Annotated in this window: 2 protein-coding genes; both read right to left on the reverse strand. The window is 59.5% G+C overall.

Features of this window, described 5'->3' with window-relative positions:
* Window positions 1-46: 46 nt before the first annotated feature.
* Window positions 47-7,492 (reverse strand): non-ribosomal peptide synthetase/type I polyketide synthase, encoded by a 7,446-nt coding sequence (locus QMG93_RS02690; RefSeq protein WP_281933352.1) that lies wholly within the window; start codon window positions 7,490-7,492, stop codon window positions 47-49.
* Window positions 7,489-14,793, reverse strand: a complete 7,305-nt coding sequence (locus tag QMG93_RS02695; protein ID WP_281933353.1) for a non-ribosomal peptide synthetase — start codon at window positions 14,791-14,793, stop codon at window positions 7,489-7,491. The genes QMG93_RS02690 and QMG93_RS02695 overlap by 4 nt, the downstream gene beginning before the upstream one ends.
* Between the last annotated feature and the right edge of the window lie 4 nt (window positions 14,794-14,797).

The raw sequence follows: 14,797 nt of genomic DNA on the forward strand, positions 1-14,797 counted from the left end.
AGTTCCCACTTCCCATCCATTCGTCTCCCACAAAAATTGAGGCAAGTCACTCCGTGTCGAACACGGAAGTTCCTTTGCGGGGCTCCGCTTCCATCTGTTTCAGCAGCGCATCGATCTCTTCATCGCTCATGCTGTCCATCCGCTCCAGCAAGTCCGCTGGGTCATCCAGCTCTGGAGCATTCACAATCTTCTTCTCTTCTGCCGCTGCTTGATGCTCCTCAACCAGAGAAGCCAAATGAGCGACGCACGGATGCTCGAAAAATCGGGGCGATTGGATGTCGACCCCCAGACTTTGCTTCACCTCCGCCGCCATTTGCACGATCAAGAGCGAATGACCGCCCAAATCAAAAAAGTCATCGAGCGTTCCGATTTGTTCAACCCCGAGCAGCTTCTGCCATATGCTCGCCAGCCGCTTTTCCAGCGCATTTTCCGGCGGCTTGTACGGTGTCGCCAGTTGAGGACGCGGATACAATTGCTCGGCCGCTTCCGCAGCCGGTTCTGTTTTTACCGTCCCTGCCGTCGCCACCTCTTCCGCCGCGCCGTGTAACGCGTGCCGTCCGCTTGCAGCTCCGGGGAAAAACGCCGTCAGGCGCGGCTCAATCCAGTACCGCTGACGCTCGAAAGGATATGTCGGCAGCTCGACCCGATTGCGCACCCGGCTGCCGTGCAGCGCTTTCCAGGCGATGCTCTGCCCGCCGCTCCATAGCTCCGCCACGCTTTCCAGCCACTGCCGCCGCTCCCCGGCTCCGGTTCTGCCCGGCGGCAGCGTGCGCACGCCGCGGTGCTCCGCTCCCCAGCGGGCCGACTGCCGCATCAAGCTCGTCAGCGTCTGGCCCGGCCCCACTTCGATCACCACCGCATTCGGGTACCGCTCCAACACGCGCTCCGCATTTTCCGCAAATCTCACTGTATGCCGCGCATGGGACACCCAATACGCCGCGCTTCCTGCCTGCTCCGCCGTGATCCAATCCCCGGACTCGTTAGACACGTAAGGAATTCGCGGCGCACTCAACTTCACCCGCTGTAACGTCGCTTCCAGCTCGCCCAACGCCGGCTCCATCCGCGAGGAATGGAACGCCCCGCCTGTCCGCAGCTGCCGGCATTCGACGCCGGCCGATTGCAGACGGGCCATTAGCTCTTCCACCTCTTCGGCCGCCCCCGTCACCACGCTCATCTTCGGGCCGTTGACCGCCGCGATTTCCAGCGTCCCCTTCAATTGCTCCGTCAGCTCCGTCGCATTCGCACCGACCGCTGCCATCGCTCCCGCTTCACACCGGTGCATCAGACGGCCGCGGACGCTCACCAGCTCCAGCCCTTCCTCCAGACTGAATACCCCGGCGATACACGCCGCCGTATATTCGCCCAGACTATGTCCGATCAGCGCAGCCGGCTTCACGCCTACACTCATCCACAGCCGGGCCAGCGCATATTCCGCCACGAACAGCGCCGGCTGCGTCAGCCACGTCTCCTCCAACTGCTCCGCTTCGAAGCCTTCTCTTCCCAGCAGCGCATCCCGCACGTCCATTCCCAGATGCGGGATTAACAGCTCGGCGCAGCGGTCCACCGTTTCCCGGTACACCGGCTCCTGCGCGTAAAGCTCCGCGCCCATGCCGGCATACTGGCTCCCCTGCCCCGGAAAAGAGAAGACGACGGGACGCTCTCCCGCTTCCGCCAGACCGGTGCGCACCGCTCTCGCGTCTTCGCCCCGCAAAGCGTTCAGCGCCTGCTCCGCGTTACCACACACGGCGCTCCAGCGGTGACCGAACGCCTTGCGGCCCTGCTGCAGTGTGAACGCTACGTCGGAGAGCTTCACCGACGGTTCCGCCTCCAGATGCGCGGCCAGCCGCTCGCGCATCGCCCGCAGCGCCGACGGCGTCCGGGCCGACAGCACCAGCGCTTCCTCGGCCGACGCAGCGTCGGAGGCCCGCTGCGCGGGAGCTTCTTCCACGATGACGTGCGCGTTCGTCCCTCCGATGCCGAAGGAGCTCACCCCTGCCCGACGGGGCTGTCCCGGACTGCCGCCGTTCCACGGCCGGGCCCGGTCTACGACGTAAAACGGGCTGTTTGCCCAATCGACCGTCGGATTGCCTTTCGTATAATGCAGGCTTGCCGGCAGCAGCCCATTGCGCAGCGACAGCGCAACCTTGATCAGGCTCGCCGCCCCGGCGGCCGCATCCAGATGCCCGACGTTCGTTTTGACCGAGCCGATCCCACACCGGGGGCCGTCTGCGGATGGGCCGAACACTTCGGTCAGCGCGGCCAGTTCGATCGGGTCGCCCAGCGGCGTCCCTGTCCCGTGGGCCTCGACGTACGAGATGCTCTCCGCTCCGACGCCCGCGGCGTCCAGCGCCATCCGGATCACTTCCGCTTGACCCCCGATGCTCGGGGCCGTATACCCGACCTTGCGCCCTCCGTCGTTGTTGATCGCCGATCCTTTGATCACCGCATGAACCGTATCCCCATCCCGCAGCGCCTCGTCCAGCCGCTTGAGCACGACGACGCCTGCGCCGCTTCCCGCGACTGTCCCTTTCGCTTGGGCGTCAAACGCCCGGCAGTGTCCGTCCGGGGAGAAAATGCCACCTTCGCGGTAAACATAACCCTGCTCGTGGGGCACAGTAATCGTCGCGCCGCCTGCGATCGCCATCCCGCATTCACCGCGGGACAACGCTTGGCACGCAAGATGAACCGCCACTAGAGAAGTCGAGCATGCCGTCTGTACCGAGAGGCTCGGTCCCGTTAAATTCAATTTGTAGGCGGTACGCGTTGCAAGATGATCTTTATCGTTAGCGATGAGCGCTTGATAACCGGTTACCGGATCAGCGGGGTCGATATGGGGAAGCAGCCCGAACAGCAAGTACGTGCTAATGCCCGCCCCTGCATAAACGCCTACGGGAACGCCTCCTCCAGACGGATCGTATCCCGCCTTTTCCATTGCTTCCCAGGCGCATTCTAGGAACAACCGCTGCTGCGGATCAAGCATCTCCGCTTCCCTCGGACTGTAGCCGAAGAAACCGGCGTCAAACCATTCGATGCCGTCAACCGTGCCCCGGGCCGGCACGTATTCTTGTCGGGTCAACAGCTCCCTTGGAAGACCGCTCGCTTCCAGCATGTCCGGCGTAAATCGGCGGATCGATTCGACTTCGTTCGCCAGATTGGCCCAGAACGACTCGATATCGGACGCCCCCGGAAATCTCCCCGACATGCCGATAATGGCGACCGCTTGTCCGCTGGGGTCAACCACCGCTTTTGGGACTGTCTGCTCTACCCGATTTTCCGCCTCCTCTGTATTTTCCTTCGAAGAAGCAGTTAACCGCTGCGCCAACAAACGAACGGTCGGGTACTCGAACAATTCCAACAGTTCCATATCGGCGGACAGCTCGCTTCGTAGCCGGGCATGAACCTGGGTAAGCAGTAAGGAATGGCCTCCGATATCGAAGAAATTGTCGTCAAGCCCGACGCCGCCCGCTCCCAGCAAGTCTTTCCAGATGGAAGCTACCGCACGCTCGACGGCGGTCTGGGGAAGCTGCCGCGCGGCGGCCCCTTGGGCCCGAACCTCTTCGGGAGCCGGAAGCCGCTGGCGGTCAACCTTCCCGTGCGGTGTCAGCGGCAGACGATCCAGCAAGACAACGTGCGATGGAACCATATACCGCGGAAGTCTTTGTTCGGCATATACGCGAACTTCCTGCGCATTCATCGGGGGCAGCGGAGTCATCCATCGTCTCACGACGGTTTCTTTGGGCTCACGGGTCGCATAAAGGTAGTAAATGTTCTGCGTCACATCGAGAGACCAGTCTTTCTCCGCAATTACTTGAAACCCGTGCCGCTTCAGCAGCTCCATGACCCATTGGAGGCGATCGTCCACGTCATGAAGCTCCAGAACGACCTGTCCGATTTTCGGCCAGTCTTCAGCATCAATCCCCTGGAGCACGGCGAGCTCCGCCTTCTCCACGTTGATCTTCAACAGGTCGATTCGCTCCACCCGATGCTCGCGGATCACATCCGACAGCCTGCGGACGGGAACGGTCAGCTGTACGCTCTTCAAACGGTCGTCCAGAATGGCCTCGACGGCTACGTCCAGCTCCTGCGAAGGCTTCTCGTTACGCCGGATGAAGGAACGGACCAGCTCCTTTTCTTCCTCCGTGTCCGTGTGCAGCCCCGATAAGAAAGAGAATTTGGGATAAAAAGTAAACTCCGCCTCTCCTTCCTCCGCAGCGAGGGCACAATCCATGATCGTGGCCTCCGCCCCGTACAAGCGGGCGTTTAGAATCGTCAATTCCCGCACGTACGGATTCGGTTCGAAGGCAAAAATGCGAACGCCCGGCGCTTGCATGTGCGCCTGCAGAGTAAACATTCCGATATTGGCGCCTACGTCAAAAATCACGTGACCTTCGTCAACCGAAATGCCGTGACGAAGATAAGCCAGATTTTCAAAAATATCGCGGTACAAAAAATTCGTCTCGTTTTTGTTCAGCTGCACCACGGCCAAGCCGTTATTCAGCAGATGGCGCGTATGTCCGGAAGCCGTCGGCGCACGCTCGGCCGAAGGCACGACATAGGCGGCCAAAGCAGGCTGTCCCGCTTCGTCTTCGCGGACCATGACGCACGCTTGCTCGATATCCGGATGACCGGCAAGCACGGATTCGATTTCCTCGGGCTCGATTCGAAACCCCCGGATTTTGACTTGGAAGTCGTTCCGGCCTAAATAAGCGATCGATCCGTCAGCCCGTCGTTTTCCGACATCTCCGGTCCGATACATCCGGGCGCCTTCCTTCGCGGAAAAACGGTCCGGCCAAAATTTCTCCGCTGTCAAATCCGGACGGCCTAAGTAGCCTTCGGATACGCCGGAGCCGCCGATCCAGATCTCGCCGGGAATTCCTATCGGAACCGGCTTTTGACGGGAATCGAGCAAATAAATCGCGACGTTGCGCAGCGGGCGGCCGAGCGACGGAAGCTCGCTTTCCCGAACCCGGCAAACGGTGGCATCTACCGTGCATTCCGTCGGTCCGTATAAGTTGTAAAACTCGATGCCATTGGCTTCCCGCATCGCCTGCCATGTCGACTCCTCGATCGGCTCCCCGCCGATCAGCCCCAGCAGCGGGCGCGTGCCCTGACGCTCCAGCAGCCCGAACTGCATCAGCAGGCGGCATTGCGAAGGGGTACAGTCAAAAGCATCGATCTCCTGTTCCCGAAGGTAAGCCACGAAAGCCGCGCCGTCCAACCGAATTTCCTCCGGGATGATATGTAAGGTGCGGCCCCGGAGCAGTTGAATGATCTGTTTCACCGACGTATCGAACGATAAGGAGCCGTTCACCACTACTTGCCCTACTCCCGGATGATGGCGGTAAATCGCTTCCTCCAAGGCCTCGCCTAAATGAAACAAGGAGCGGTGCGTGACGACAACCCCGCGGGGCTGGCCCGTCGAGCCCGAGGTATAGATCACGTAGACCGGATCTTCCGGCTTAGCCAAGCTTTCCGGGTTATACCCCGGTTCTTCGGCCAGCGCGGTTTCCCCGGCCCCCAAATAAATTCTGACCGCCAAACTGCCGTCCATTTTGCCTGCCGAAGCCTCATCGGTCAGAATCACACTCGGGGAAGCGTCTTGAAGCATGTAGCGGATGCGGTCCTCCGGGTACGAGGGATCGATCGGCACATAGGCGCCTCCGGCTTTTACGATTCCGAGCAAGCCTACGATCGCTTCGATCGAACGTCCGACGCACAGGCCTACCCGCACTCCGCGATCTACGCCATGCTTGCGCAAACGATGAGCTAATCGATTCGCGCGGCAGTTCAGTTCCCGGAACGTCAGCCGCTCGTTTTTGCAGACGAGTGCCGTTCTGTCGGGGGCTGCTTCAGCCGCCGCTTCAAACAGCTTCGGGAACGTACGTTCCTGTGTCCAAGCGCCTCCGGTCGCATTCCATTCCTCCAGCATCCGGTGCTCGGCGGGTGTGAGCAGCGGCAGCTCGGAAAGAGGAGCTTGCGGATTGTGAACGATTCCCTCCAAAAGCACTTCCAAATGCCCGATCATCCGGCGGATGGTGGACGAATCGAACAAATCCGTCGCATACTCAAGGGCCCCCTCTAATCCGCGCTCCGTGGAAGTCAGCAGCAGCACAATATCGAAGCGGGAAGTGCCGAGCGGAATATGGATCGACGAAGTCCGCAGCCCGGGCAACCGGATCAAGGAAGACGCCACCGTCTCGAATAAGAAAAGCACCTGGAAAAGGGGCGAATGGCTTCGGCTCCGCTCCGGCTGGACTTCCTCCACCAGCTTGTCGAAAGGAAAGTCCTGATGGTCGAACGCTTCGACCGCAGTGTCGCGCACCCGTTCCAGCAATTCAAGAAAAGTCGGGTCTCCCGATACTTGCGTGCGCATCACCAGCGTGTTCATAAAAGTGCCGATTACTTTTTCCAGACCGGTGATCCCGCGTGTGGACACCGGGGTGGCCAGCACAATTTCATCCTGCGACGTATATCTTGCCAAGAGCACGTTCACGGCTGTCAATACGGTCATGAACGTTGTCACGCCCTGTTTGCGGCTCAAAGCGGTCAGCGCTTCGGCCAGCGAAGCCGGAAATACGAAGGTTTCCATGTCCCCCTTGAAGCTCTGCCGGGCCGGACGCGGATGGTCCGTAGGCAGCTCCAGGGGCGGCAGTTGGGCCAGCTTGTGATGCCAGTACGTCCGCTGGGCCTGCAAAGCATCCGTCTCCACCCAGCGGCGCTGCCAATAAGCGAAATCCGCATATTGAATTTCCAGCTCGGGCAGCGGTGACGCCTCTCCTGCCGAAAATGCCCCGTACAGCTCCGAAAGCTCGCTGCCCAGAATGCCCATCGACCATCCGTCGGTTACAAGATGGTGCAGGTTTAACGCAAGGATGTACGCTTCGTCCTCCAGCCGGATCAGCTTCGAACGAATGAGCGGTCCCGATGCGATGTCAAAAGGACGGCGCGCCTCTTGTACGGCCAATTCCAGCGCACGGCGCTCCCGCCGTTCCGTCCGTTCCTCCCTGAGGTCCGTACGCTCCAATTTCAACAGCATCGATTCCGCAATATGCTGCATCGGCTTCCCGTTCGAAGACGGTAACGTCGCCCGCAGCGCTTCATGCCGCCGGATGATTTCGTTCAAGCAGCATTCCAATATGTCGGCATCCAGTGCCCCTTCCATCCGGACGGTCATCGGCACGTTGTATGAGATATTGGTAGGATCCATCTGCTGCATAAACCAGAGCCTCTGTTGAGCGAAGGAAAGGGGCATTTCGCCATGACGGGCTATTGGGGCAAGCGGCAGGCCCAACAGCCCGCCGCCGCCTTTTTCCTCGTGCAGGTAGGCCAGCAGCATATCCTTGTGAGCCTGAAGCTCGGTGCGCAGCTCCGGCGTTAGCGTCCCTTTGGGCGCCCGGAACCGCAATTTTCCTTCCTCGGCCCACAGTTCGATACCCCGTTCGCGGAAACGGTCTACTATGTCGCGTATATGGCTTGTATTGGTATCGTTCATTCCAGCACGCCTTCCTCCCAATCGTTTTCGTCCCCGTCCTCTTCCGGACGGCCGGTCCTAGCTTCCGGCACACCGCCGAGCAGGGAATGCACCAGCACATGCCGCTCTTTCAATTTGAACATCCCGCGAATGGAAGCAAAATCGATCGTGCCGACCGGATGCAGACCAAGCCCTTCCGCTGCCGCCGTAGACATGAGCAGTTGGCCCATATAACCTGCTTCCAAGGTGCACAGACGCTCGGCCTGATCTCCGTACATCGGTCCGATCGCGTCCAGATCGGCAATCAGGAATACCGAGAAGGCCGCCTGCTCGAATACGGGCTGGTAGACGAACGGGACGTGAATATCTTTGCTGAACCGGGCTTCCGGTGACAGGAGCAGCAGCCTGTTCTTGGACGGATCGTAATAATACACGCCTTCATCCAAGCCTTCTACGCGTTCGCCGTGAACATACAAGTACGTCTGGACCGCATAAAGCTCGCCGAAGGATGGATGCTGCCGGACACCTTTGCCGTGCGTCTCGTCGTGGCGCAGGGCTTGCAGCAATCGCGCTAACCGGCCAAAAGGCATCGGCTCCTGAGCATAATGGCGGCACGGCTCCAGCGTGACGAATTCGTCCGCTGTTTCTTCGCTGTGACTGGCCGTCAAGTCGATCGCCGGGGCGTACGGTTCCGAACGCAGCCAGTGGCGGCGTTGTTTGAAACGTTCGCGTTCTTCGGGATCCACGATCACTTCGTACGAAGCGGTGAAGGATTCCATTTGGGCCCGGTCGGCGGCCGGCCGAGGTATTTTGCTTGATTCCGCTGCTTGTTTATGCATTCGGGCCACATACGATTGCGTCACGTCGCCAACCGTCGGACGACGGTAAAATTCATCGAATTTCATTCGCAAGCCGAACGCTTTCTCCAAAGCATTGGCCATTCGAACGACATCCATCGAGGTAACGCCGATCTCCAGAAGATTGGTGTCCTCCGCCAAATCGTCGAGTTGCAAGGACGCTTTGACAATCGTCATAATTCGTTCCCGATCCGTTACGTTCTCCCCGCGCGCTTCCGTTCCGGAGGTTTGACCGGACATTTCGGGCGCAGGCAGCGCCTTGACATCCAGCTTCCCGTTTGCGGTCATCGGCCACTGCTCCAGAATGAAGACGGCAGAAGGAACCATATAATCCGGAAGCTTGCCGCTAAGGAATGACCGCAGATATTGGCCGTCGATCTTATTCAGTTCGCCGGAGTGAAGCAGCACGTAACCTACAGCCGCGGCATCGCCGGACGGCCCCGGTTTTACCGCCACAAACGCTTCCTTGACAGCCTCATGCCCCCGCAGCGCTTGCTCGATCTCGCCAAGCTCGATTCGATAGCCTCGGATTTTGACCTGGGCATCCTCGCGTCCCAGAAACTCAAGATCGCCGCTTGGCAAATAACGCGCCAGGTCTCCTGTCCGATACAAGCGTTCCCCCGTTGCCGGATGCCGAATGAAGCTGGAAGCCGTTTTGTCCGCATCGCGCCAATATTCGCGAGCTAATCCGACCCCGCCGATGTACAGGTGCCCCGGCACCCAGACGGGACGATGCTCCAGCTTCTCGTCAAGAACATAGAGCCGTTGGTTCGCCATCGGACGGCCGTACGGGATGCTTCGCCAAGCCGGATCGACCGTTCCGATGGGATACAGAACCGACCAAATCGAAGCTTCCGTCGCTCCTCCCAAGCTCACGATCTCCACGCCCGGCGCGGCAATTGCACGAATTCTTTCCGGCAAACCGACCGGAATCCAGTCACCGCTCAGCATAATCAGCCTCAGGCAGTCCGGTAACCGCCGCGACGTCGCAGCCGCATAATCGACCAGCAGCCCCATCAAGGCCGGAACCGAGTTCCAGACGGTAACTTGACATTCATGCATCCGTTCCAGCCAATGGGCCGGATCTTTCAGAGCGCCGGCAGACGGATAGACGACAGTACCGCCCGCTTGGAGCAGGCCGGCCAGATCGAACACCGATAAGTCGAAGCTTAACGAAGAGAGTGCCAACACCCGGTCTTCCGCCCCGATCCGCCAGCGGGAACGTAAATCCTCCAGCGTATTTCTGGCGCTTCCGTGCGTAATGGCGACGCCTTTAGGCATCCCGGTCGATCCCGACGTGTAAATAATGTAGGCCAAATCATCTTCCGAGGCCGCCGTAACCGCCTCAGCCTTGGGAGCTTCATCCGCATGAGGCTTCGGTCCGTCTACACAATATCGTACCACCCCGTCCGGCCATTGGACGGTGGTATCTACCTTTGATTGCGTAATGGCACAACGAATTTCGCCGCTCTCCAGCAGCATACGGATACGCTCCGCCGGCAGCCCCGGATCGATAGGCAGATAAGGAGCATGTGCGCGCAAAATTCCAAGGACGGCCGCCGCTTGCTCCCACCCTTTCTCCATCACCACCGCCACGGGACGATTCGGCCCTGCCCCACGGCCGATAAGCCAGTCGGCCAGGCTGTCCGCAAGTCGCGCCAGCTCACCGTAGGTCAGTGTCATCCCCGGCGCCAGCACGGCCGTTTCTTCCGGGCGTAGGGACGCCCGCTCGAAGAACGGCTCGTGAAGCAGGCCGCGGGGCAGTTCCGTCTCTGTCGCATTGACGCTGCCAATCCGTTCCAGTTGACTCGCGGGCGCCAATGGCCCGACAGGCTCGCTCCACGCCTCCGCCTCATCCGTCAAGCGTCTGAGCAGCGAACAATAGGCGGCAAACATATCGTCGATCATTTCCGGCGGGAACATGTCCTCTGCCACGTCCCAATGGAAGCGCAGCATGCCGGCATCTTCGTATACCTGATGATCCAGATAAACTTGCGGGGTTTGGCTGACCCCGTACACCATTTCGCCCAAGCCCCTCATCACGGAGGCATCCAGGCCATCCGTCTTTGTCAAAGTGCTTGTAAAAACTACCGGCATCGCCGCGCTGGAGCTGTCGAGATTGGCGCGCGCGTAATCGCGCAGCACTTGAATGCCGCTGTAGGAGCGATGCTCAAGATCCTCCCACAGCTGCTGTTGAATGGTCTTCACCCTCGCCCCGAACGCAGCCTGGCCGGAATAGTTCACCTCAAGCAGCGTTAAAGTCGTAAAATCGCCGACGATCCGGTTCACATCCGGATGCAAAGGAAGCCGGTTGAACAGCGTTAAATTGATCGTAAATCTCGGTTTTTTGCTCCAGGCGGCCAGTACTTCGCTGAAGGCCCCCAGCAAAATCGCCGAAGGCGTAACGGCAAAACGGCCGCCATACCCGCAGAGCCTGCGCCAATCTTCCGGGCTAAGGAAGGCGGCGAGACGGCGAAACCTCGGCGCCTGCAAGGAACCGGCCGAGCGGGCAAGCGGCAGCTCCGGCGCCGGCGGCAGCTTGGGAACCCGGGTCGCCCAATAAGCTTTTGAGCGCGTATACGTATCAGATTCGAGCACCTGCCGCTCGGCCAGTACATAGTCGCGGAACGTCAACCCCAACGGAGGCAGGGCCGCCTGCGGATCGCGCATAAGCTGATTGAGCTCCTGAAGCAGAACGTACCAGCTTTGCGCGTCCCCGATTAAAAGATCCACGCTGAAATGCAGACGGAGTCTCTCGTCGGCAAGAAGCGTCGCGCTGATATCAAAAAGCGGGTAGCGATCGGCCGGGGCATGGCGATGCGAAAGCTCGCTCCGGATCTCGAGAAGCTCGCGATCAGCCTCCTCCGGATGCAAATGGCGCAAATCCCGGCAGTTGACTTCATAAGGCGGGACTTCCCGAAGAATCTGCTGCATGCCGTCGCTGCGGACAATGGCCCGCATCATCGGATGACGGCGGATCAGCACGTTCAAGGCTTGATTCAAACGTAAAATGGAAAGCGCCGAGGCATCGATTTCGATATAAAGATGCGCTCCTACATTGCCCAGTTCAAAGTCTGCGCTGCGGCCGATCCAATAAGCCTGCTGCACCTCATTGAGCGGGAACGGCTCGTACAAATGCTCCTCATCCGGAACAGCCGGTTGCCAAGCATCTCCCCCGGAAGTTTCGGGTAACACGGAGCGCGATCCCGCAGCCGCAGCCGTATCCAAGCAAGCCGACAGCTCGGCAATCGTCGGCGCCGCGATCAACTGCCGCAGCGCACAATCGATCTTCAAAACCTCCCGAATTTGGGCAACCAGCCGAATGGCCAGCAGAGAGTGTCCGCCTAATTCAAAAAAGCTATCCTCGATTCCGATCTCCTCGGTCCCGAGCAGTTCGCTCCAGATTCGGACCAACGTCCGTTCCAGCGGTGTCCGGGGAGCTGTCCGGGGCTTGTCTTTGACCCATTGCACGGCGTCGGGCGAAGGCAGGGAGCCGCGATCGGTCTTTCCGTTGCTGAGCAGCGGAATGCGCTCCAGCTCAATGAACAAGGAAGGAATCATATACACCGGCAAAGCTTGCCGGATGTGTTCGCGCAGGTCGGCAACCGATATCGTTGCACCCGGCTCCCGCACCCAATACGCGATAAGTCTGGAGCTGCCCGACGCATCGGGCTGCGCGATCAGGACGGCGTCGCGCACGCTCTCATGCTGCCCCAATACGGCTTCGATCTCTCCCAACTCAATTCGGAAGCCCCGGACCTTCACCTGATAATCGGTGCGTCCGAGGAACTCCAGCGCACCGTTCGCCCGAAAGCGTGCCAAATCGCCGGTACGATACAAGCGGGCTCCCGGTGTGTCCGTATACGGATCAGGCAAAAAACGTTCCTTCGTCAGTTCTTCCCGATTCCAATAACCGCGGGCTACCCCTACTCCGCCGATGTACAGTTCCCCGGTCACCCCGACCGGCACACGATGGCCTTGGGCATCCAGTACGTACATCTGCATATTGGCAATGGGTCGTCCGATCGGCACTTCCGATTCGCCCTTCGCACATTCCCACCAACTGGCTTCGACGGCGGCTTCCGTCGGTCCGTAAAGATTGATCAAGCGGACGCCGAGCCTTTCCATACAATCCTGCGCGATGTCCGGAGCGAGCGCTTCGCCTGTGCAGTAAACCTGCTTAAGCGAGGCGCAGCGGCCCATATCCCGTTCTTGCAGGAAAATCCGCAGCATGGACGGCACGAAGTGGGCCACGGTGATCCCATGCTTTGCGATGAAATCAACCAGATACGCGCTATCCGCATGTCCGCCCGGTCTGGCGATCATCAGCCGCGCACCCATAATTAACGGCCAGAACAATTCCCAGATGGAGACGTCAAACGTATACGGCGTTTTTTGGATGACCCGGTCGTCGGGCTCCAGCCGGAACGTTTCAAGCATCCAGTGCATTCGGTTGCAAATTCCCCGGTGTTCGTTCATGACCCCTTTGGGCTTGCCCGTCGAGCCGGACGTATAAATGACATAAGCCAAATGCTCCGGCCTCACGCCGGACTCCGGCGGCAGTACGCTTTCCTGCGAAATCTTGTCCTTCCATTCGGTATCGAGCGCAACGACAGGCACTCCCGTTTCCGGCAGTCCGGTTAACAAATGCGATTGCGTAAGAAGGATAGGCACTTGCGAGTCTTCCATCATAAAGCGGATACGATCCGGCGGATAATCCGGGCCGATCGGCACATACGCTCCGCCCGCCTTAAGCGTGCCTAGAATGCCGATAACAAGCTCGATCGAACGGTCCAGAAGCAGCCCTGCCGTCCGTTCCGGTCCGATCCCTCTCCCTCTCAGATGGTGGGCCAACTGATTGCTTCGCTGCTCCAGCTCCAGATAGGTGAGCCTGTGGCCTTCAAATTCGAGAGCTACGGCATCCGGCGTGCGGCGAACCTGGGCCTCGAACAGTTCATGAAGCAGCCAAGGACCGTCATAATCGGACGACGTGGCGTTCCAGGTGCGAAAATGTAGCAGTTCCTCTTCGCTTAGCAGCGGCAGTTCACTTATAGGCAGATCGGCGTTCCATGCAATCGCCGTAAGCAGCGTTTGCCAGTGGCCCGACATGCGGGCCACCGTAGATTCGTCGAACAGATCGCTGTTGTATTCGATCTCCAGCTCCATCCCCTCGTCACGGGGCGTGATTTGGAAGGTAAGATCAAATTTGGAGGTCCCGCAGTCCACCGGGATTTGCCGTATGGTCAGGTCGGCCAGCTCCAGCGGAGGCATCGGCGCGTTTTGGAAAAAGAAGGCTACTTGAAAGAACGGATTGTGGCTCATATGCCGTTCCGGCTGCAGCTCCTCAACCAATTTTTCAAACGGCACGTCTTGATGCTCAAAAGCTTCCAGCGCCGTCGTGCGAACCTGATTCAGCAATTCGTTGAAGGAGAGCTCGGGCGAAAGTTCGGCACGCATCACCAGCGTATTCATGAATACGCCGATCAGGCCTTCCATTTCCGAATATTTCCGGTTTGCAACGGGGCAGCCGATCCGGATGGTGCTTTGATTGGAATAGCGGTACAGCAGCGCATGCAGACCGGCCAGCAGGATCATAAACAAAGTGGCGTTTCTTCCCCGGGCGGTATCCTCCAGCTTTTGCTGGAGGCCGGTTGGCAGCATCATGCGGTATTTGGCGCCCCGGTACCGTTGGAACGGCGGCCGGCGGCGGTCGGTGGGAAGCGCAATGGAAGTATTGTCACAACCCAGCTTGTTTTTCCAGTAAGCCAGCTGCCCCTGCAGCTCGCCTGCTTCATACTTGCGGCGCTGCCAATGAGCATAATCCGCATACTGGATGGGCAGATCGGGTAACGGCGATTCATTCCCCTGTTTCAACGCGTCGTAGAGAGCGGCCAGTTCCTTCACGAATACGCCGAGTGACCATCCGTCCGAGACCATATGGTGCATAACCACGACGAAGAGATGCTCTTCCGGGGCCATTCGCACGACCAGCCCCCGAAGCAAAAGCGCTTCCCCCAGGTGAAACGGCCGGCTGGCTTCCTCCTGTACGATCCTCTCGGCTTCCTTGGACTTTTCAGGCTCCGGCAGTGCGCTGAAATCGATAAACGACAGCCGGAATTCCCCCGTGGATACGAGACGCTGAACCGCTTGGCCTTCTTCTTCGATAAAGGCGGTTCGAAGCACTTCATGACGGCGGACAATCTCGCTCAAGCTGCGCTCCAGCGCTCGGAGGTCCAACGTACCGGTTAAATGCAGCACTCCCGGAACGTTATAGAACGGATTGTCCGGATCAAGCAGCCACATGAACCACAGCCGCTGCTGAGCCAAGGAGAGACCCGTCTCGCCTTCCGTATGGTCACGGCGCGGAATGGTGGTCGTCCCCTTTTTCTTACTGCCGATGCGCTCCAGCACCCGATTCAGCTGCGCTTGCGACAATGCTTTCATTTTCTGTGAGGAATCGTTCACGGTT

It is taken from the genome of Paenibacillus tyrphae (genome assembly GCF_027925525.1).
Taxonomy (GTDB): Bacteria; Bacillota; Bacilli; order Paenibacillales; family NBRC-103111; genus Paenibacillus_G; species Paenibacillus_G tyrfis_B.

Bases quoted from the DNA above. Each gene is read 5' to 3' on its own strand.
- QMG93_RS02690 (WP_281933352.1), bottom strand. From the start codon at position 7,492: ATGAACGATACCAATACAAGCCATATACGCGACATAGTAGACCGTTTC.